The organism is Glutamicibacter sp. ZJUTW (genome assembly GCF_008370855.1).
Taxonomy (GTDB): Bacteria; Actinomycetota; Actinomycetes; order Actinomycetales; family Micrococcaceae; genus Glutamicibacter; species Glutamicibacter nicotianae.
Map to the genome: position 1 here is coordinate 420,469 of NZ_CP043624.1, position 20,044 is coordinate 440,512.

At 65.4% G+C, this 20,044-nt stretch carries 23 protein-coding genes; 12 read left to right on the forward strand and 11 right to left on the reverse strand.

Going from position 1 to position 20,044, the window contains the following annotated elements; translation table 11 throughout:
• Positions 1-73: 73 nt before the first annotated feature.
• Positions 74-964: a LysR family transcriptional regulator gene (locus tag F0M17_RS02000; protein ID WP_073707430.1), complete on the forward strand. Its 891-nt coding sequence runs from the start codon at positions 74-76 to the stop codon at positions 962-964.
• 21 nt (positions 965-985) lie between these two features.
• On the opposite strand, the gene F0M17_RS02005 is transcribed toward F0M17_RS02000, so the two are convergent.
• Positions 986-1,729 carry an IclR family transcriptional regulator gene (locus F0M17_RS02005; protein ID WP_149596247.1) on the reverse strand — a complete coding sequence of 248 codons (744 nt, stop codon included), beginning with the start codon at positions 1,727-1,729 and terminating at the stop codon, positions 986-988.
• Positions 1,730-1,955: 226 nt separating this feature from the next.
• Here F0M17_RS02005 and betT point away from each other — a divergent pair, with 226 nt between their 5' ends.
• Positions 1,956-4,259, forward strand: a complete 2,304-nt coding sequence (gene betT / locus F0M17_RS02010) for a choline BCCT transporter BetT (protein WP_149596248.1) — start codon at positions 1,956-1,958, stop codon at positions 4,257-4,259.
• Between the two features lie 105 nt (positions 4,260-4,364).
• Entirely contained in the window at positions 4,365-5,033 is a 669-nt protein-coding gene (locus tag F0M17_RS02015) for a DUF6318 family protein (RefSeq protein ID WP_149596249.1), read from the forward strand.
• A gap of 100 nt (positions 5,034-5,133) precedes the next feature.
• Here F0M17_RS02015 and F0M17_RS02020 read toward each other — a convergent pair whose 3' ends face one another.
• Positions 5,134-6,327, reverse strand: coding sequence for an MFS transporter (locus F0M17_RS02020; protein ID WP_073707433.1), 1,194 nt, complete (start codon positions 6,325-6,327; stop codon positions 5,134-5,136).
• Between the two features lie 212 nt (positions 6,328-6,539).
• Here F0M17_RS02020 and F0M17_RS02025 point away from each other — a divergent pair, with 212 nt between their 5' ends.
• The 4 genes from F0M17_RS02025 to F0M17_RS02040 all read left to right on the forward strand — a co-directional run bounded on the left by F0M17_RS02025 (position 6,540) and on the right by F0M17_RS02040 (position 9,963).
• A complete protein-coding gene (locus F0M17_RS02025) occupies positions 6,540-7,751 on the forward strand; it encodes a thiolase family protein (RefSeq protein WP_149596250.1) in 1,212 nt (403 codons plus the stop codon).
• Positions 7,752-7,770: 19 nt separating this feature from the next.
• Entirely contained in the window at positions 7,771-8,442 is a 672-nt protein-coding gene (locus tag F0M17_RS02030; protein WP_128471345.1) for a 3-oxoacid CoA-transferase subunit A, read from the forward strand.
• Positions 8,442-9,098, forward strand: coding sequence for a 3-oxoacid CoA-transferase subunit B (locus F0M17_RS02035; protein ID WP_038992440.1), 657 nt, complete (start codon positions 8,442-8,444; stop codon positions 9,096-9,098). The genes F0M17_RS02030 and F0M17_RS02035 overlap by 1 nt, the downstream gene beginning before the upstream one ends.
• Before the next feature lie 82 nt (positions 9,099-9,180).
• On the forward strand, positions 9,181-9,963 hold the full coding sequence (locus F0M17_RS02040; RefSeq protein WP_073707437.1) for an IclR family transcriptional regulator C-terminal domain-containing protein: 783 nt from the start codon (positions 9,181-9,183) through the stop codon (positions 9,961-9,963).
• A gap of 13 nt (positions 9,964-9,976) precedes the next feature.
• Here the strand turns inward: F0M17_RS02040 and F0M17_RS02045 are convergent, their stop codons facing one another.
• The 3 genes from F0M17_RS02045 to F0M17_RS02055 form a co-directional block, all read right to left on the reverse strand.
• Positions 9,977-10,576, reverse strand: coding sequence for a cysteine hydrolase family protein (locus F0M17_RS02045; RefSeq protein WP_038992539.1), 600 nt, complete (start codon positions 10,574-10,576; stop codon positions 9,977-9,979).
• 84 nt (positions 10,577-10,660) lie between these two features.
• A complete protein-coding gene (locus tag F0M17_RS02050) occupies positions 10,661-11,059 on the reverse strand; it encodes a VOC family protein (RefSeq protein WP_038992538.1) in 399 nt (132 codons plus the stop codon).
• A 95-nt stretch (positions 11,060-11,154) separates the two neighbouring features.
• The gene (locus tag F0M17_RS02055) at positions 11,155-12,036 is read right to left on the reverse strand and encodes an alpha/beta fold hydrolase (RefSeq protein ID WP_149596251.1); all 882 of its coding nucleotides are present in this window, start codon (positions 12,034-12,036) and stop codon (positions 11,155-11,157) included.
• A 464-nt stretch (positions 12,037-12,500) separates the two neighbouring features.
• Between F0M17_RS02055 and F0M17_RS02060 the strand changes: the two genes are divergently transcribed.
• From F0M17_RS02060 to F0M17_RS02070, 3 genes are read left to right on the forward strand one after another with little or no spacing between them, the layout of a single operon-like run.
• Entirely contained in the window at positions 12,501-13,151 is a 651-nt protein-coding gene (locus F0M17_RS02060; protein WP_149596252.1) for an alpha/beta hydrolase, read from the forward strand.
• A complete protein-coding gene (locus tag F0M17_RS02065; RefSeq protein ID WP_149596253.1) occupies positions 13,148-14,182 on the forward strand; it encodes an LLM class flavin-dependent oxidoreductase in 1,035 nt (344 codons plus the stop codon). Before F0M17_RS02060 ends, F0M17_RS02065 begins: the two co-directional genes overlap by 4 nt.
• Positions 14,183-14,215: 33 nt before the next feature.
• On the forward strand, positions 14,216-14,509 hold the full coding sequence (locus tag F0M17_RS02070) for a hypothetical protein (protein WP_038992433.1): 294 nt from the start codon (positions 14,216-14,218) through the stop codon (positions 14,507-14,509).
• Here the strand turns inward: F0M17_RS02070 and F0M17_RS02075 are convergent.
• Positions 14,506-15,606, reverse strand: a complete 1,101-nt coding sequence (locus F0M17_RS02075; RefSeq protein WP_149596254.1) for an ABC transporter permease — start codon at positions 15,604-15,606, stop codon at positions 14,506-14,508. The two genes, F0M17_RS02070 and F0M17_RS02075, sit on opposite strands and share 4 nt — an antisense overlap.
• A 78-nt stretch (positions 15,607-15,684) precedes the next feature.
• Here F0M17_RS02075 and F0M17_RS02080 point away from each other — a divergent pair, with 78 nt between their 5' ends.
• Entirely contained in the window at positions 15,685-16,116 is a 432-nt protein-coding gene (locus F0M17_RS02080; protein WP_038992432.1) for a MarR family winged helix-turn-helix transcriptional regulator, read from the forward strand.
• A gap of 24 nt (positions 16,117-16,140) precedes the next feature.
• On the opposite strand, the gene F0M17_RS02085 is transcribed toward F0M17_RS02080, so the two are convergent.
• The 5 genes from F0M17_RS02085 to F0M17_RS02105 are packed head-to-tail and all read right to left on the reverse strand — an operon-like array spanning position 16,141 to position 18,830.
• Positions 16,141-16,350 carry a DUF1653 domain-containing protein gene (locus F0M17_RS02085; RefSeq protein WP_038992430.1) on the reverse strand — a complete coding sequence of 70 codons (210 nt, stop codon included), beginning with the start codon at positions 16,348-16,350 and terminating at the stop codon, positions 16,141-16,143.
• Positions 16,351-16,389: 39 nt separating this feature from the next.
• Positions 16,390-16,884 (reverse strand): molybdenum cofactor biosynthesis protein B, encoded by a 495-nt coding sequence (locus F0M17_RS02090; protein ID WP_038992429.1) that lies wholly within the window; start codon positions 16,882-16,884, stop codon positions 16,390-16,392.
• Positions 16,874-17,350 carry a cyclic pyranopterin monophosphate synthase MoaC gene (gene moaC / locus F0M17_RS02095; RefSeq protein ID WP_038992427.1) on the reverse strand — a complete coding sequence of 159 codons (477 nt, stop codon included), beginning with the start codon at positions 17,348-17,350 and terminating at the stop codon, positions 16,874-16,876. Before moaC ends, F0M17_RS02090 begins: the two co-directional genes overlap by 11 nt.
• Positions 17,343-18,575 (reverse strand): gephyrin-like molybdotransferase Glp, encoded by a 1,233-nt coding sequence (glp, locus tag F0M17_RS02100; protein WP_149596255.1) that lies wholly within the window; start codon positions 18,573-18,575, stop codon positions 17,343-17,345. Before glp ends, moaC begins: the two co-directional genes overlap by 8 nt.
• A gap of 3 nt (positions 18,576-18,578) precedes the next feature.
• Positions 18,579-18,830 carry a MoaD/ThiS family protein gene (locus tag F0M17_RS02105; protein ID WP_073707444.1) on the reverse strand — a complete coding sequence of 84 codons (252 nt, stop codon included), beginning with the start codon at positions 18,828-18,830 and terminating at the stop codon, positions 18,579-18,581.
• A 36-nt stretch (positions 18,831-18,866) separates the two neighbouring features.
• Between F0M17_RS02105 and F0M17_RS02110 the strand changes: the two genes are divergently transcribed.
• Positions 18,867-20,042 (forward strand): ThiF family adenylyltransferase, encoded by a 1,176-nt coding sequence (locus F0M17_RS02110; RefSeq protein WP_149596256.1) that lies wholly within the window; start codon positions 18,867-18,869, stop codon positions 20,040-20,042.
• Positions 20,043-20,044: the final 2 nt, after the last annotated feature.

Consider the following 20,044-nt stretch of genomic DNA (forward strand, 5'->3'; position numbering starts at 1 on the left):
GCTCACTCCAGTTTGGTGTCCGCCGTCACATTTGCCTAGCTAGAATTACTGCAGACGGCCATAAGGAGAACTAATGAGCGAACTGACATTGCGGCAGCTCGAATACTTCGCGGCAATCGCCGAAACCCAATCTGTGACCCAGGCAGCGCGGTTGTGCCACGTCAGCCAGGGTGCGGTCAGCCTGGCCCTCGGTCAGCTCGAGCAGGCGCTGGGAGTCACGCTCGCCATGCGCCAGCGTGGCCGCGGCGTCGCGCTGACCGCCGAGGGCCAGGAGGTTGCCACCCGAGCGAGGATTATTACCGATCAGGTGGAGCATCTGCGAGATGCGGTCTCCCAGGTGCATACCGGGCTGGCCGGGCGGCTGACCGTGGGAGTCTTCACCACGTTGGCGGTCCATGTCATCCCGCACCTCATCGAGTGGTTCAGCAGCAGGCATCCGAAACTGCAGCTCAGTTTCATCGAAGGCAGCGGCCCCGAAATACAGGAGGCACTTTTCTCCGGACGCACGCAGCTGTCCCTCGGTTATGAAACCCAATTCGGTCCCGACTGCGCGCTGGTGGTGCTCAAGGAATTCCACCGGCAGGTGGTGGTGAGCCCGGAACATCCGCTGGCCCGGCATGAGCAGATCAGTTTCGCCCAGCTGGCCGAGTATCCGGCCGCATTCCTTGATTTGGAGCCGGCGCTGCAGCATACGCTGGACGAGTTCAAGCGCCACGGTGCTACGGCGCAGGTCAGCTGGCTGCTGTCGAATGTGCCCTCCATTCATGCGGTTGTGGGCCGGGGGTTGGCGTACTCGCTGCTGATGCAACCCACGCAGAGCAGCATGGAGGACCGGCCGCTGGTCTTCCGGCCGCTCGCCGAGCACACCGAGCCCAATTCGCTGGTGGCGGCCATGCCGAAATCGGTCAGCCGCAGCGCCATAGTCGTTGAGACGCTGGCGGCCCTGCAGGGCCAATGGGCCTAGCTGGGCAGGGAACCGGCGGAATCAGGTGGTCGGAGCCAGCGCGCGGGAAATGCCCCGGGCCGCGGTGCGCAGCGCCAGCGCGGCGGAGTGCAGGATTCCCGAATCCCTGGGTACCACGACCGAGATTACCGCGATCTGGTAGCCCGACTCGTCGAGGATCGGGGCGGCGACGCCCGTGGTCTGCGGGTCGATGAAACCATCGAAGGAGGCGTAGCCGTTGCGGCGGATCTCCGCGATCTCGGCACGGAAGTCCGGGTGGGTTGCATCCATCGATGCCTGATGGCGGGCAAGATACCCGGCGATCGCATCCGGCCGGGCAAAAGCCAGCAGGGCCATGCCCATCGAGGTGCGGTGCACCGGCATCCGGCCTGCCACGCTGGCCTGGTTCACCACGGAACCTGGTCGGGAGAGCCGCTCAATAATGAGCACCTCGTCCCGGTCCAGCACCGAGAGCTGGGTATTCTGGCCGATGAGCTGGTTGATGTCCTCCATGAAGGGCAGGGCCGCCTGGCGCAGGCCAAGCGTGGACGCGCTGCGATTGGCCAGCTCCCAGAGCCGCAAGCCGAGGCGCACCTGCCCGTCCGCGTCGCGGGAGAGCAGGTCGTGGGCAGCCAGCGATTCGACCAGCCGGTAGGCCGTGGCCAGCGGGACATCCGCCCGGCGGGACAGCGCGCTGACGGTCAGCTGCGGGTTATGCGCGTCGAAGGCATCAAGGATCCGCACCAGGCGGTCCAGCATCGAATCCCCGCTGGGCGAATTGGCCATGGCACTACTCTAGACCAGCAGGCCAGCGGCCTGAGGCCAGGCGAAAGAGAGCGATTCAACTCCCGGGATGCTAGCCCGCGAACCGCAACGTGCCTAGGCTGAGCACAGGTACACCGATGACCACGGCCTTGCGGAGGGGGCCACGCGCCCGCCGGGCGAGTGGCGCAGTACAGGCGGACGAGCGGATCCGGAGTCGTGATTGCACCAGGACTTCAGGGAGGACATGATGGCAGAGCACAGCGGCACGTCGCCGGATCCAGACGAGAAGCCGAATCCTATCGTTGAACGCAGCAAGTTCGGCGTCAGCAAGAAGCCGAGGAATCCCGAAGCCGAGGAATTCAGGGCGCCGATCACCAGTACTGAACTGAGCAAGGGCCCCGGGGAACTCATCGAGCACCCCGGTCCCAAGGTCAACTGGCGGGTGTTCGTGATTGCCGCCGCGGTCATTCTGGGATTCTCCCTGTGGGCGATGCTCGCCCCGGATGCCGCGGCCTCGGCGATGCGCTCGGCGGTATCGTGGATCTCCACGAACCTGGGCTGGTTCTACGTGCTGACGGTGACCGCGGTGGTGCTGTTCGTGCTCTGGGTGGCCTTCTCCAAGGAAGGCAGCGTCCGGCTGGGCCCGGACCATTCGCGGCCGCAATACAACTTGGTCACCTGGGTGGCGATGCTCTTCGCCGCCGGCGTGGGCATCGACATGCTCTTCTATTCGGTGACCGGGCCGATTACCCAGTACATCGCCCCTCCGGCGGCTGATCCCGAATCCGCCGCGGCCGCCCAGGACGCGGTGGTCTGGACGATGTTCCACTACGGCATCGCCGGCTGGTCCATGTACTCGCTGCTGGGCATGGCCATGGGCTACTTCGCCTACCGCTGGGGCATGCCGCTGTCCATCCGCGCGGCGCTCTACCCGCTGCTGGGCAAGCGCGTGCGCGGCGGCACCGGCGACGTGATCGACATCTTCGCCCTGGTGGGCACCGTCTTCGGCGTCGCGACCTCCATGGGCATCGGCGTCGTGCTGCTGAATGTGGGCTTCTCGATGATCTTCGGGCTGCCCGAGAGGCTGGCCCTGCAGATCGCCCTGATCGGGGTGGCAGTGGTGCTGACCATCGCTGCCTGCACCTCCGGGGTGGACAAGGGCATCCGCATCATCTCCGAGCTGAACCTGTGGTCCGCGGCCGCCATGATGCTCTACATCCTGGTCACCGGCAAGACTTCCTTCCTGCTCAGCGCGCTGGTGGAGAACATCGGCCGGTTCATCTTCACCCTGCCCGAACGCACCTTGCAGACCTTCGCCTACGAGGCCGACGGGCCCGACTGGATGGCCAGCTGGACGCTGTTCTTCTGGGCCTTCTGGCTGGCCTGGGGACCGTTCGTCGGCATGTTCCTAGCGCGCATCTCGCGCGGGCGCACCCTGCGCGAATTCGTCATCGCGGCGATCACCGCCCCGGTGCTCTGCGACTTCTTCATCGTCTCGATCTTCGGCAACAGCGCGCTGAAGGTGGTCATGGACGGCAATACCGGCTTCGCCGAGCGGGCCATGGCGGAGCCGGAGCACGGATGGTATGCGCTGCTGGAAATGTTCCCTGGCGCGCCCTTCCTCATCGGCCTGGCCACTCTTTCCGGCCTGCTGTTCTACCTGACCAGCGCGAACTCCGGCGCGATGGTGATGTCCAACTTCTCCTCGACCATCCCGGACCCGTCGCAGGACGGGCCGAAGTGGCTGCGCATCTTCTGGGCTTTGGCCACCGCGATGCTGACCATTGCCATGCTGGTGGCCGGTGGGGTGACCACCATGGAGCACGCCACGCTGATCTTCGCGCTGCCGGTGACCATCATCGCCTACTTGGTGATGGTTTCCTTCTCCAAGGTGCTGCGCATGGAGCGCGCCGAACGCGAGGGCCGGATGAACCGGCGCAAGGCCACCGCCGCGCATGGCGGCGCGGCCCCGGACAAGACCTGGCGCCAGCGGCTGGCCCAGCTGCGCTCCTACCCGTCGAACAAGCAGGTGGCCCGCTACGTGGAGAAGGTCATCCACCCGGCGCTGGTGGAAGTGGCGAAGGAATTCGAGGAACTCGGCTACCAGGCCGAGCTGTCCACCACGCCCAACGAGCAGACGAAGATCCCCGAGCATGCTCTGGTCATCCACATCCCGGACCACCGGGATTTCCATTACCAGGTGGCCGCGGTGGAAGCTCCTGTGCCGATGTTCGGCGCGCGTTCGATGTCCCGCGAAATCGACGTGTATTTCCGGCTCGAGGTCTTCACCCAGACCGGCTCCGAAGGCTACGACCTGATGGGCCTGGAACGCGACCAGGTCATCAACGATGTGCTGGACCGCTACGAAACGCACCTGTCCTTCCTGCGGTACTCGGACGAGCACGACTATGCCTCGGTGCTCACCCCGCCGCGTCCCGCCACGGGCATGGCGCCGCGCGTCCCCCAGCCGGGAACGGAGCCCGACCCGGGTGCCGGCAATCCGCACGATGAGCAGCCTCCAACGCCTCCCACTCCAGGCCGCGGCCAGTAGGCCGAAGAAGCGGAGAATGAATTAGCCTCTCGGCATCCTATTTTCCAACCGATTGATGTATTGTCGGTTGCAGGTGGGGGCGTACCTATTGAGGAGCGGGTGGACATGGTTCGAATTCATAAAGTGGAACTGGTTGCGCTGTCGGCTGCCGTGGCGCTGGCCGCCAGCGGTTGCGTCGGAGTGTCCGAGGAGGGTGCCGGCAATCAGCCGGACGCCACGGCGGCATCCGGCTCGGATTCTGCGCAGCAGGCTGCCGAGGCGCCGCAACCGCCTGCGGGCTTGGAGGAGGAAACCGAGGAGGGCCTTGAAGCCGCTGTCGACTACTGGGTAGCCCTGCTGAACCATGCGGTGGCCACCGGAGACACTGCGTCGCTCAAGGAATTCTCCGCTCCGGACTGCTCGCTGTGCCAGGAGCAGATCGCCGCAATCGACCGGGTGTACGCCGAGGGCGGGAGCATTGCCGACGGGCAGTTCAGCATCGTCGAGATCTCCAGCAGCCTGGACCAGTTCCAGGAAGAAGATGGCGATGACAAGGTGGCCTTTGCTAACTTCGGGATGGAACGCGCCGCCGGCGAGGTGCTCGATTCCGGGGGTAAGGCGAGCGGCCAGATTGAGCCGGTGTCCTGCCAGGGCATCGACAGCACCTGGGACGAGGTCGCCTACGACAAGGATGGGAACTTCATCGGATCGATCTGCCGGCTGGCTGTGCAGGAGCCGGAGTTCGACGAAACCACCGGGTGGCAGCCGCTGGATGTCGCTTTCAACGCCCAATAGCAGTGCACAGGTGAAAGGCGCCTCGATCGCAGCATGAAGAACGCCGGGCCCCTTGGGAAGGGGCCCGGCGTTGCTTGCAGGGAACAGCTGCTGCGCGCGGCTACGCGCTCTTCGGCTTCGGGATCTGCGCGATGACCAGGACTGCGATCAGAGCCGCGCCGCCATAGAGGAAGAACGCGCCCGGGTAGGCGGTACCCGCGGCAACCATCAGGCCGGTGACGTAGGGGCCGATGATGGCGCCGAAGCGGCCGATGCCCGAGGCCAGGCCGATGCCGGTAGCCACCATGTCGCGCGGGTACACGTGCCCGGCATAGACATACATCAGGCACTGGGCGCTGAACACGAAGATGCCGGTGACGAACAGGATCGCGGTGAGCAGCACCTGGCTGCCGAATGGCACGGCCAGCAGCAGCAGGAACACCGCGGACGCGGCGAACCAGAGCAGCGAGATGAGCTTGATGCCCTTGGCATCCGCCGCGTAGGCGCTGATGATCAGGCCGGCAATCGCGCCGAGGTTCAGCACGAAGAGCATGGTCAGAGAATCGGCCACCGGGTAGCCGGCAGCGCCCATGATCTTCGGCAGCCAGGCATTCAGGCCGTAGACCAGCACCAGGCCCATGAAGGCGGCAATCCACAAGCCGATGGAGCTGCGCAGGTACTTGGGCTTGAGCACATCCATTGCCGAGGTCCGCTCATCCGCGGCAGCCACTTCGCTATCCGGCAGCTTGAACCACAGCAGCGCCAGCAGCGCCAGGCCCAGGCCGCCGCCCAGGTAGTAGAGCAGCGACCAGTGCACGCCGGCGGCCTTGCCAGCCAGCGAGGCCAGCACCGCGCCGAGGTGGTAGCCGACCATCGGCAAGTTGTTGGCCAGCGCGCGGCGTCCCACCGGCGCGTTCTCCTGCATCAGCGCCAGCGCTACCGGCATGCAGCCGCCCAGCCCGAGGCCCGCGATGAAGCGCACCAGGCCCATCAGGAACGCCGAGGGCATGAGCGGGAAGACCAGCGTGAAGATCGAGAAGACGAGCACTGCGAGCAGCAGTGGGCGGCGCCGCCCGAAGCGGTCGGCCAAGCGGCCCATGAATGCGGCGCCCACGCCCACGCCGATCAGCGAGAAGGTGTTGACCCAGTTCATGGCTCCGACGCTGAAGCCGCCGACATCCGGGTCGGTGAGCATTGGGATTGTGGCGCCCAGTGCGACAATGTCGTAGCCCTCGAAGACCACGATGAAAAAGCAGAGGGCGGCGATCCAGCCACCGAGTCGTTGTGGGGAGGTGCTAGTGGTGGGCGCGGACAATCTTGATCCTTTCGAAGACGCGACGCCATGGCAGTGATGCAGTTCATGACCAAGTGAGACTAGCACCTCATTCGCATAGTGACCAAAAGTTCGCACAGCGAACAGGTGGGACTGGCCAAACCCTTGTGCCCGATGGGTGGAAACTGGTAAAGTTCAACATACGAACATAAGTTCACAATGTGAACATCTTATAGCGATGGAGCAGTGAGACGATGCAGCAGGCCTACCTATACGACGCAATCCGCACGCCATTCGGCAAAATCGGCGGCTCCCTGTCCAGCCACCGTCCCGACGACCTGGCCGCCCACGTGGTGCGCGAACTGGTAGCCCGCGCTCCGCAGCTGGACAGTGCGCAAATCGACGAGTCGATCTTTGGCAACGCCAACGGCGCCGGCGAGGAAAACCGCAATGTGGCCCGCATGGCCACCCTGCTCGCTGGCCTGCCCACCTCGCTGCCGGGCACCACGATGAACCGCCTGTGCGGCTCCTCGCTGGATGCCTCCATCGCCGCCTCCCGGCAGATCGCCACCGGCGACGCGGACCTGGTTCTGGTCGGCGGCGTCGAATCCATGTCCCGCGCTCCCTGGGTGCTGCCCAAGACCGAGCGCCCGTTCCCGATGAGCAATATGGAACTGGCCAACACCACCCTGGGCTGGCGCCTGGTCAACCCGGCCATGCCGGGTCAGTGGACGGTGTCGCTGGGCGAAGCCACCGAGCAGCTGCGCGAGAAGCACAACATCTCCCGCGAGGACCAGGACGAGTTCTCGGCCCGCTCGCACCAGCAGGCGGCGGCCGCCTGGGAGGCCGGCAAGTACGAGAACCTGGTGGTCCCGGTGCCTCCGGCAACCAAGCGCGGGGTGGAAGTCACCCGCGACGAGACCATCCGCGCCGATTCCACCACCGAAACCCTCTCCAAGCTGCGCACCGTCTTCCGCACCGGGGAGAACGCCACGGTCACCGCCGGCAACGCCTCGCCGATGAGCGACGGCGCCTCGGCCGCCTTCCTCGGCTCCGAGCGCGGCGGGCAACTGCTGGGCGCAGACCCGATTGCCCGCATTGTCTCCAACGGCACTGCCGCCCTGGACCCGCAGTTCTTCGGCTTCGCACCGGTCGAGGCGGCCAACAAGGCGCTGGCCAAGGCCGGCCTGAAGTGGTCGGACATCGCCGCGGTGGAACTGAACGAAGCCTTCGCCGCCCAGTCGCTGGCCTGCATCCGCGCCTGGGATATCGACCCGGCGATCGTCAACGCCTGGGGCGGGGCCATCTCCATCGGCCACCCGCTGGGCGCCTCGGGCCTGCGCATCCTGGGTACCGTCGCCCGCCGGCTGCAGGAATCCGGCGAACGATACGGCATCGCCGCGATCTGCATCGGCGTGGGCCAGGGGCTGGCAGTCGTCGTCGAGAACGTGAACGCAACCAAGTAGCTTGTAGAAAGGCAGCATCATGGCACCACGCATTGCCACCTCGGCCGCGGACGCCGTCGCCGAGATCACCGACGGATCCACCGTGCTGATCGGCGGCTTCGGCAACGCCGGGCAGCCGATGGAACTGATCGACGCGCTCATGGAGTGCGGCGCCACCGACCTGACGGTGGTCAACAACAACGCCGGGCAGGCCGATGCCGGCCTGGCCCTGCTGATCAAGGAGCGCCGGGTGAAGAAGATCATCTGCTCCTTCCCGCGCCAGTCCGACTCCTGGCACTTCGATACGGCCTACCGGGCCGGGGAAATCGAGCTGGAACTGGTGCCGCAGGGCAACCTGGCCGAGCGCATCCGCGCCGCCGGGGCCGGCATTGGCGGGTTCTTCACTCCCACCGGCTACGGCACGCTGCTGGCCGAGGGCAAGGAAACCCGCATCATCGATGGCAAAGGCTATGTGCTGGAAACCCCGATCCATGCGGACTTCGCACTGATCAAGGCGCTGAAGGCCGACACGCTGGGCAACTTGGTCTACCGCAAGACCGCACGCAACTTCGGCCCGATCATGGCCACCGCGGCCAAGCAGGCCATCGTCCAGGTGGACGAGGTCGTTCCGGCCGGTGCCATCGATCCGGAAAACGTCATCACCCCGGGCATCTTCGTGGATACCGTGGTGGAACTGGGAGGGGAAAAGTAATGAGCGCATTCAGCACCACCGAGGCGAAGCTCACCCGCGATGAAATGGCGCAGCTGGTGGCCGCCGACATCCCGGCCGGCGCCTTCGTGAACCTGGGCATCGGCCAGCCGACCAACGTCTCGAACTACCTCACCAAGGAGCAGGGGGTTACCCTGCACACAGAGAACGGCATGCTGGGCATGGGCCCGGTCGCCACCGGCGAGGACATCGACGAGGACCTGATCAATGCAGGCAAGATCCCGGTCACCGAGCTGCCCGGCGCCTCCTTCTTCCACCACGCTGATTCCTTCGCGATGATGCGCGGCGGGCACCTGGACGTGTGCGTGCTCGGCGCCTTCCAGGTCTCCAAGGACGGCGACCTGGCCAACTGGCACACCGGTGCCGAAGGCGCCATCCCCGCCGTGGGCGGCGCCATGGACCTGGCCATCGGCGCCAAGGCGACCTGGGTAATGATGAGCCTGTTCACCAAGGCCGGTGAATCCAAGCTCGTCGAGGCGCTGAGCTACCCGGTCACCGGCCTGGGCTGCGTCTCGCGGATCTACACCGAAGTCGCGGTCTTCGAGCTGCGCGATTCCAAGGTCTTCGTGCGGTCCACCCATGGCATCAGCTTCGATCAGCTGGCGGCCAAGGTCCCGGTGGAACTGACCAAGGCATAGCAGACACAGTAGATTAGTGGGGTGCGCATCGGGGAACCCGGACGCGCACCCCGCAATCATTTGAGCACGCGCAAGGAGCACGGTGAGCGAGCAGGCAGCACCAACCGCATCGGTCCAGTCACTGGCCCGGGGCTTGGCGGTCATCAGCAGTTTCGACGCAGAACACGCGTCGATGACCCTCTCCGAGGTCGCCGCCCGCACAAACCTGTCCCGGGCCACCGCCCGGCGGTTCCTGCTGACCCTGGTGGATCTGGGCTATGTGCGCACCGACGGCAAGCACTTCGAGCTGACTTCCAAGGTCCTGCAGCTGGGCTATGCCTACCTGTCCAGCGCCACCTTGCCGCAGCTGATCGAACCGGTGCTCGAGGAACTCTCGGCCGCCGTGCACGAATCGGCTTCCGCCTCCATCCTTGACGGTTCGGATATCGTCTACATCGCCCGCGTGCATACCCGTTCGATCATGCGGGTAGGTATTTCGGTGGGCACCCGCTTCCCTGCGGCCAATACCTCCATGGGCCGGGTGCTGCTGGCCCACCAGCCGGCGGAAATCCAGCAGGAGGTGCTGTCCGCCGGGGTGCAGTCGATGACCGGATTGGGCATTGGAGATGCGGCTGCGCTGCGCGAGGAACTGGAGAAGATCCGCGCCCAGGGCTATGCGGTGGTGGACCAGGAACTGGAAATCGGGCTGCGCTCCGTGGCGGTGCCGGTATTCAGCGCCGATGGCACCGTAGTGGCCGCGATGAACGTGTCGATGAGCGTGCATCCGAATACCGCTGATACTGCGCAGGATGCCGCCCAGGCGGTGCTGCCGCGGCTTCTCGAAGCCGCGCAGCAGGTGCGCGAGGCGCTGGCCGCCAGCCGCTAGCGGCCGCCGTGGATCAGCCAGCGGCCGGATCCCATTGGATGTCGGCGCAGCCGGTGATCGTGGCGAGCAGCCCGAGCGATTCGATGCTCGCCGCATGGGCGGCCTCGGCGGCCGCCGAGCAGGCATCTTCCACGATCACTACCCGGCAGCCGTGGTCCACAGCCGCCCGGGCGGTGCTTTCCACCGAGATATTCGTCGCCACCCCGGCAATCAGCAGGGTGTCGATGCCACCGGATTCGAGCAGCCCAGCTAGTTCGGTGCCGAAGCCGCCGACCTGCTGGTTGGTGATCACCGCGTCGCCGGGGCCAGGCAGCAGCGGCTGGATGATGGCCGCCGATTCGGTGCCGTCCACCAGGGCGCCTGCCTGCTGCACCAGCTGCAGCAGCGGGGAATTGGGCACCAGGTCGCTGTAGTCCGGGGCGAAGGCGATACGGGTGTAGATGATGGTGGCGCCGGCCGTGCGGGCCTGGTCCAGCAGCCCGGACAGTTTGCCCACCACGTTCCGGGCGGTGATCTGCTCGTGGAACAGGTGCGCGAAGGCGCCATCGGGCCCGATGATGTCCCTTTGATTGTGGATGGACACCACTGCAGTCCTGGACGGGTCGAAACGCATGGCATGCCCCTTTTCCACGGGCCGCCGACCTCCTCAGCGGCGCTCGGTTTCAGCTTGCCACGGGCACGGCACGCACGCCAGCTTTTATTTTCGCGGCCCGCGCACGTCCCGGCGCAGCGGATGATCTGCCGGCACCTGCACCAGCACGATCCTGGTTCCGTCGGGATCCTCGATCCATGCCTCGACCAGGCCCCAGTCCTCCTGGCATGCCTCGCGGAGCACCTTCGCGCCGCGGGCGGACAGTTGTTCCAGTTCCGCGCGCACATCCCGCACCTGCATCCAGAGCACCAAGGTGGAGGGCGTGCCAGGCGCCCTGCGCCCGGAGACTTCCAGTTGGCCATTGCCCAGGAAGAACACCATGCCTGGCTGCTCGGCCGGACCGAATTCCCGGGCCACGGCCAGCTGCAGCACTTCGCGGTAGAACCGCTGGGTTGCGGCCAGATCCACCGGCCGCAGCAGCACCCTGCTGGAAAGTACGTCCATGGCCACCAATCTAGTAGCTGGCTGGCGCACTGCCTAGGGGTGCTCCGGGTGCGTCCCGGCACCGGGAGCCGATGCCGGGACGCGTACTGGCCTGCTTACAGGTAGCAGGATGGGCGGTAGCCGGGGTCTGCCGGGCCATCGGTGGCCAGGGCGTTGAGCACCCAGCGATGGACCACCGGATCAACGTTCACGCCGAGGTGTCCCGAGATATTCAATGGGCATTTGTCCTGCAGCAGGACGTTGGTCACCTGCTCGCTCTCTCCCTTCAGGAACTGCGATTTGTAGGGCATGACGATCTCGTCGTACTTGGTGGCAATTACCGTATAGTCCGGGCCGGCAACGGTGTCGCCGATGGCATTCAGCTCGGTCATGAAGTCGCTGCCGGACACCTGGTCGGCGCAGGAATCGCAGATCCAAGTGTCAATGCTGTTGGCAATTGCCACACCAGTGGCGGTCGGGACCAGGATGCCCTGGGTGCCGTGGCTGGAGGGGGCGATCGACACCAGGTCGTTGACGTACTTCGCACCGCCCATGTGGCCCATGTACCAGCGCGGCATCATTCCGCCTTGGCTGTGCCCGACGATGTCCACTTTCTTGGCACCGGTGGCCTGGCGTACGCGGTCAATGAAATCGCCCAGTTCGGCCGCCGAGTCGGGGACATGCGCGGCCCCGGAAAGCCCGTTTTCAAAGCCGTAGTTCAGTGCGAAAACGCAATAGCCGTTGCGCTTGAGCTTGGGCGACAGGGAGATCCAGTTGACGTCCATCGTTTCAAAGGTGCCGTGAACCAGGACTACAGGGTAGGGGTGTTCTGCATCGGGCGTGCAGTCCCAGTCGTTGGCTCCCACTGGGCTGATGCCAAGAGTGGAAACCGTGCCGGCTTGCGCGGTGCTTGCCGGGCTTGGCGCGACGGCCGGAGCGGCGAGTGCTGCGGCGGCCAGGCACAGTGCGCCCAGACCGGAGAGTATGCGTCGTTGCATGGTTGTCCTTCGGGTAAAAGTTGGAAGAAACTTGCTACCGGCCAGTAGTAAAACGAAATGATCACAGTAATTTTGATCGCTGTCCAGAGTTTTCTGCCGCCGAATTCTTGCGTGAAGTGGGATGGGATACCTCCGGATTCAATGATTCCGCCAAGGCGAATCCCCGAGTTTTCGCATTCGCTTCGGGCCGATTCCGGGCCGGGATTATCTTTGTTGACCAGCAGGTTCGTCCTGCTGCCGCGCGGCTCTTGGCAGAGGGTGAACTGGATCGCAGTGTAGCTCGCTTCAGAAATTCCGAATGGGCCTGGTCGGGTGTATGTGACGAGGTGGATGGAAAAAATTTACTTGTATCTTCAATCAATTCCAGTATGCTTGGACTATGAACTTTGCCGGGAAGGCTGCCGTGAAAGCTGAACTTCCGCCTCCGGCACTGCCCCCGGCAACTGATGAGGAGCTGACCTGCCATGAGCAACCTGTTGAGCGATGTGCGTTCTTCCAACTGGGATGACGCCGCGGAATCCGGCGCCGTGCTGGTCTTCCTGCATGGCTTCGGCTCCAATGAGCACGACCTGGCTTCGCTGGCCGAACCGCTGGGCCTTCAATTGCCGTGGGCTTCGCTGCGCGCACCGCTGGAATTGGGCCACGGCGGGGCCGCCTGGTTCCAGATCACCACACCGGGCGTCCCCGACGCGGCACCGGTGGAAGCGGCCACCGCAGCCATCTGGGCCTGGATCGACGCAAATGCGGACGCCTCCACCACGATTATTCCGGTCGGTTTCTCCCAGGGCGGGCTGATGGCCAGCCAGCTGCTGCGCACCCGTCCCGAGCGCGTCCTGGCCACCACGATCCTCGGCGGTTTCGTGCTTGGCGGCACCCAGCCAGCCGATGAAATCATCGCCGCCCAGCGACCCGCCGTCTTCTGGGGCCGCGGCACCGAAGACCGGGTCATCGCCCCGGTCGCCATCGAACGGACCGCCGGGTTCCTGCCCGAGCACTCGACCCTGAATGAACGGACCTACCCGGGGCTGGCCCACGGCATCAACATGGATGAGCTGTACGACGTGCGCAGCCATATTTCCGCGCAGCTGGATGCGATGGCGGCAGGCAACGCATGAGCCAGGGCGCGCCCTTTGAAATCGGCATCTTCACCTTCGGGGAATTGACCAGTGATGCCGACGGCAAGCCCATCGATGCGGCCACCAGGATGCGCGACATCCTTGAATGGGCGCGGGTCGCAGACCAGGCCGGACTGGACGTCTTTGGCGTGGGCGAGCATCACCGCGAGGACTTCGCGGTGTCCGTCCCTCCGGTAGTGCTCGCGGCCGCCGCAGCGCAAACCAGGAACATCAAGCTGACCAGCACCGTCACGGTGCTTTCCTCAGCCGACCCGGTACGCGTCTTCGAGGACTTCTCCACCGTGGACCTGATCAGCGGCGGCCGCGCCGAAATCACCGCCGGCCGCGGGGCGTACCTGGAATCCTTCCCGCTCTTCGGCCAGTCGCTGGAGCGCTACGACGAGTACTTCGAGGAAAAGCTGGATCTGCTGCTGAAGATCCGCGACGAAAACCCCGTGACCTGGAGCGGCAACACCCGCGCGCCGCTGGATGAGGCGGGGGTCTGGCCTCGTCCGGTTCAGGAGCAACTGCCCATCTGGGCAGCCGTAGGCGGCACGCCGGTCTCGGCGGTGCGTGCCGGCCGGCTAGGGTTGCCGCTGTACCTGGCGATCCTCGGCGCACCTGAACGCTTCGGGCCGCTGGCCCAGCTCTATCGCCGTGCCACGCACGAAGCCGGGCGCGAGCCAGGACGCATCGGGGTAACTTCGCACTTCTATGCCGTGGAAACCTCGCAGGGCGCCCGGAACAGCTTCTACCCGCATTACAGCTCCTACATCGGGCAGAACATGCCGCGTGCAGGATTTCTGGATCGCGAATCCTTCGAGGCATGGGCCTCCCCGCGCGGGGCGCTCTTTGCCGGCAGCCCGGCAGAAATCGTGGACAAGATCCTGTGGGAGCACGAGATCCTGGGCCACACCCGTTTCCTGGCGCAGGTGGGTCTGGGCGGCCTGTCGCAGGCGCAGACCTTGCGTTCCATCGAGCTGCTGGCCACAGAAGTCCTGCCACAAGTGCGCGCCGCGTTGGGCCAATAGCGCCGGCAGCAAGGCGGCGGCTAGCCTAGAAGCATGCACGCAGTAGAGAAACGCCTGCGCGAGATCCGGCAAGCCATCTCGAATCTGCGCGAGGCGGCGGCAATGGACGGCGATGCGCAGCGGGCGGGCGTGGCACAGTCGCTCGGCGAGCTGTTCGGGCAGGTCTCGACCCGTGAGGAATTGCGTGAGGCCGCCGCGCAGGCGATGCGGCACTACCAAGGCGGCATGGGATCATTCCAGGATGCCGGCACCCCGGCGATGGGTGATGCGGTCGACGGACTGCGGCGCGCGCTGGCCAAAGCACGATCAAGGCTGCCTGCCGGCTAGGCCGCTACAGCCTCTTCGACGTCCTGGATCGCGGCATGCTCGTTCGCGATGCGGGTTCTGCGCACGCTCCAGGCGTGGGTCAGGATCACCAGCAGGATCCCGGGAATGAGCCACAACAGCAGCCGCAGGATATCCATGCTAATGGACTGCTCGGGAAAGTAGACCAGGGTCTGCACAGCATGCAGCCACCCTGCGCCATTCCAGAACGAGTTCAGTGCACCATAGAAGCCGGGCTGCATCTGGGGCTGGAAGATGCCGCCGGAACTGGTGAAGTTCAACGCGACGAAGCATAGCGTCAGCACCGGAGTGGTCCAGTGGCGCATCAGCGGATGCAGGCCCAGGCCCAGCAAGGTGATGCCGGCGGCATAAACCCAGGAAATCATCCAGATGCCCGTGAACCGGGACTCGATGATCCCGTAGACCGGACCTGCGATAAGCACTGCGATCGTGGCAACCACTGCGGCGGCGACCGCCGCCAGGACCAGGCGCACCGGCAGCTTGACCTTGCCCATGAACCCGGCCAGCGGAACGGCGCTGGCATAGCCGCCAATGCTCAATGCAACCAGCAGGAAGAACAGGCCCTGCCCAGTGGTGTCCTGCTTTCCGGTGGGCACGACATCCTCGATGCGCAAGGGCAGGTCCTGCTCATAGGCCACGTCCATGAAGATCTTCTGGGCGATATTCGCCGACGTTTCCGACGCCGCGCTGGAAATGTACAGCGTTGCGGTGCCGTTGCCTGTTTCGTAGGCGGCCGCGAGTTCGCGCTGTCCGACCAGTTTCCGAGCCTGCGCGGCATCAGCGACGGTGCGCACTCCCAAGGCGCCGTCGGATTCATCCTGCAAGGTTTGGGCGAAGACCTTGGACTGCGCGGAACCGCTGACGACTGCTACCTGCACGTTGTGCGGACTGGGCGCATGGAACGCGCCCAGATAGAACAAGCCCATGATTGCGCACAGGAAGAACGGGATCAGCATGGTCAAGGCCAGCTTTCCCCAGCCCAGCGGTGCCCGCTTGGGCGCAGGGGACGGCTTTGCGTCCACGCAGACGTTCTGCGTGGAGTCGGAGGATGGGCGCGGGGCGGTGTCGGTGAGAGTCATCAGCACCCAAGAATACTCTTAATGTTGCATGATGCAACTTTAAGATTCCGATGAAGCCCTGGGTACTAGACTCGGTACATGGGCAAGGAACAGCGCGAAGCCGACATCCAATCGATTTTCCACCACATGCAACTGATTACCCGGCGGGCAAATTCGCGCTCCCGCCAGCTGGCCGAGCCGTTGACGCTCGTGGAGCATTCCCTGCTGCGCTTCATTGCCGATACTCCCGGAACCCGGGCTACCGACATTGCCGAGGCATTCTCGCTGAACCGGTCGACAGTTTCCCGGCAAGTGGGCACGCTGCTGGAGTTGGGATACATCGCCTATGACGCTGCCGAATCAGGGCGCGGGCGCGTACTGGAACTGACTGAGCTGGGAAGCGATCGGCTTCAGGCATCCGCCGCAGTGCACCGCGCCGCGGTAGCCGACCGCCTGGATGGCTGGAGCGAAGAGCAGATCTCCACCTTTGCCGAAGCCTTGGCACGCTATAACGAGGCCGACTCGCAGTAGAGCCAGGGAATTCCGCGACCGGACCTATGCGATCCTGGCGAACCGCGGTCCGCTGTAGCCGTCGCGTTCAACGTGTTCCGCGAACATTTGAAGCGGCCGGGCCCAGAAGCTGTAGTCATCGTAGAGCTTGCGGTAGAAGACCAGCGGCTCTTCGGTCTCGCTGTGCTTTCCCACGGCCAGCACCTCATAGCGCTGTCCCTTGAAATGCTGGTAGATGCCGGGTTCGATGCTCACCGTGGCGGCCTTTCTGGTCAATTGGGATGCAGGAAAACTTCAGCGCGAGCCGTGCCCGGCACCGACACCGCTGCGCTGGGCCAGCAGGTGCTCAAGGATCGGTTCCAGGACCGCCAGCCCGTCCTTCACTCCGCCGGTGGATCCGGGCAGCGTGATCACGAAGCTGCTGCCAGCGAATCCTGCCACCCCGCGGGTAATGATGGACATCGGGGTTGAGGCCTCTCCGCGCCGGCGGATGGCCTCGATGATACCGGGCAGCTGGACATCGAGCAGCGGGGCAACCATTTCGGGGGATTGGTCATCGGGCGAGACCCCGGTCCCGCCGGTGACGATCACTACCTGGCTGCCATTGGCCAGCAGCTCATCCACGGCGAAACGCACCGGCTGCCCGTCGGCTACCACCGTCGGTTGCCCGGTGTCGAAACCGCGCTCGGACAGCCACCGGGTGATCAGTGGGCCGGTCTTGTCTTCTGCTTTGCCGGCCGCGGCGCTGGTCGAGGCGACCACCACCGCCGCTGTGCGGCTAGTCTCCACGAACCCAGTCCCCGCTCTTGCCTCCGGACTTGGACAGCACCTTCACTGAGCGGACCTCGGCGTGCTTGTCCACGGCCTTGACCATGTCGTAGAGGGTCAGCGCGGCGACACTGGCGGCGGTCAATGCTTCCATCTCCACTCCGGTGACACCCTTGGTGGTCACCTGGGCGGTGACGCGCACTGCGGATTCCTCGGCGGTGAAATCAATGGACACCTTGGAAATCGGCAGCGGATGGCACAGCGGGACCAGTTCCCAGGTGCGCTTGGCCGCCATGATGCCGGCGATGCGTGCGGTGCCCAGCGCCTCGCCCTTGGGCAGGTCTCCGGTCATCAGCATCGGGATGACATCCGGGCGGGTGGCAAAGATGGCCTCGGCGGTAGCCACGCGCTTGGTGACCGCCTTGTCGCTGACGTCGACCATGTGGGCGCTGCCATCTTCGCGCAGGTGGGTGAGTTTCTCAGACATTCATGCTCCAAGTTTCAATGCTTTGGCCGGCGGCCAGCTGGCTGATGCCTACCGGGATGTGCACCAGCGCATCGGCGCGGGCCAGGTCGTGCACCAGATGGGACCCCGGATCCAGGATGGTGACCTGTCCATCGCGGATCACTGCCCTGCGCACCTGGTGCTTGTGCTCGGGGGAGCTGGCATCGGATGCCAGCCGGTACTGCTCGGGCCGAGGCTCGGGCAGGCCATTGAATTCCCGCAGCAGCGGAACCAGGAACAGCTCGGCCGAGAGCAGCGCGCTGACCGGGTTGCCCGGGAAGCACAGCACTGCTGCGTCGTCCAGCTGCGCATAGCCCTGCGGGCCGCCGGGCTGGATGGCCACGTGGTGGAAGTTCCCGCCGCGTTCGGCCAGGGCTTGGCGGACCACCTCGTAGGCGCCGGCGCTGATGCCTCCGACGGTCACGATCAGGTCCACTTCTGCCTGCAGCTCGTCGATGGCCGCGACGAAGCCTTGCGGATCATCGGGCAGCTGGATGGTGCGGACCTCGACCTGGTGCCGGCGCAGCAGGGCCGCGAGCATCGGCGAATTGGCATCCGGGATCTGCCCTTCGGCCAGCTGGCCATTGCTCAGCTCATCGCCGGTGGTGCACAGCGCCACCTTCAGGGCGCGGCGCACCGGGATTTCGGTCAGCCCGCTGGAAGCCAGGGCCGCGATCATTGCAGGGGCCAAGCGGGTGCCGGCCGGTGCCACGAGGGCGCCTGCTGCCAGATCCACGCCGGCCGGGCGGATGAAGCGCCCTTCGGCACTCGGCGCGGTGAATGCTGCCTGGCCGCTGGGAGTGCCGTGGCCGCAACGCACGAGTTCGGGAAAGGTTCCGGTGGCGCTTTCCTCCACGGGAATGACGGTGTCGGCTCCGGCCGGGATCATTGCGCCGGTCATCACCGGGCTGGCGGTGCCCGGCTGCAGCTCCAGCTGCGGGTCCCCGGCGGCGGCGGTGAAGCCCAAGGGCAGGGAGACCGGGGCATCGGGTGCCGCGGACAACAGATCTGCGCTGCGTACGGCGTAGCCGTCCATCTGCGAATTCGTGAACGCGGGGATGGGCAGCACGGCGAAGGTGTCCTCGCTGGTGATCCGGTCGCACAGCTGCTCGCTGGTTACGGGCAGCCATTGCGTGCCAAGCGAATCGAAGACCGGTTTGAGCAGGCTAGCCAGCTCGGCGCGATGGTTTTCAAGGGTGCAGGTCATTGGCTATCCGCCTGCAAAAGGCGGCAGCACGTCCACGGTGAGCTCGCCGGTGGGTCCCAGCTCGCCGGCATCGCGGCGCACCACACCGTTGACCAGGAAGCTTCCGGCACGCAGCACCTGGGCCATCTCGGTCCCGTGGGTGTCGATGAGCTGCGTGCGCAGCTGCGCCAGGGTTTCCGGCCGATCCCAGGTTTCCTGCTCGGTGCCCGCCGCCGCCGCGGCGGCAGCGAAGTAGCGTATCGTGATCTTCGACATGACTTCATGCTATCGCGCTAGAGCGAACAGGACACGATGATGAGCGAAGGCTACTTCCCAGCCCTAGTCGCACCCGGTGCGGAACTCAGCGGCGAACAGGCTAAGCGGGCCGCACGCCAGCTCTCGCTGCCCGGATTCGATGAGGTATCCCAGCGCCGCTTGGCCGCCGCCCGCGTGCTGGTGATCGGCGCCGGAGGCCTGGGCAGCGCCTGCATCCCGTATCTGGTCGGGGCGGGGGTAGGCACCATTGGCATCGTGGATGACGACGTGGTGGAACTGTCCAACCTGCATCGCCAGGTCACCCATACCACCGCGAATATCGGCAAATCCAAGACCGCGTCGCTGGCCCAGGCGGCCTCCGCGCTGGATCCGAACGTAAAGATCATCGAGCACAACCTGCGCCTGGATTCCTCCAATGCGCTGGAGATCTTTGCGAATTATGACCTCGTGATCGACGGCAGCGACAACTTCCCGACCCGTTACCTGTCCAATGATGCTGCGCAGCTCACCGGCATCCCGCTGATCTGGGGATCCATCCTGCAGCACCACGGCCAGGTCTCCGTGGCCTGGCATGAGCAAGGTCCGGGCTACCGCGATCTCTTCCCGGTTCCTCCAGCCCCGGGCACCATCCCGGACTGCGCGGCCGGGGGAGTGCTGCCCGGATTATGCGGAACCATCGGTTCGCTGCTCGCCACCGAAGCACTGAAGCTCATCGCTGGGCTGGGCCAGCCGCTGGTGGGCAAGGTGCTGATCTATGATGCGCTGGCTGCAAGCACCCGCACCCTGGAATACTCCCGCGACCCGCAAGCCCCCGAAATCTCCGGGCTGATCGACTACGTGCTCTTCTGCGCCGGATCACTGCCGGAGGCCGAATCCGTCGGCGCCGAAGCGCTCGCCGACGCACTGGCCGGTGCGGATGCGCCGGTGCTGCTGGATGTGCGCAACGAGGACGAACGCGCACAGCAGCATATTGCAGGGTCCCTGCACCTGCCGTTGCCCCAGCTGGAAGCGACGATCGAATCCGGTGCCGAGCTGGAACAGATCCCTGAAAACGTCACCGTGTACTGCGCACGCGGACCGCGTTCGCAACGCGCGGCATCCTTGCTCGCCACACGAGGCATCAAGGCAAATTATCTTGACGGCGGGTTGCCGGCCCTGGCCGAAGTTGCCCCGAACTTGCTGGCAGAACCAGCAGACATTGAAGGAGCTTGAGC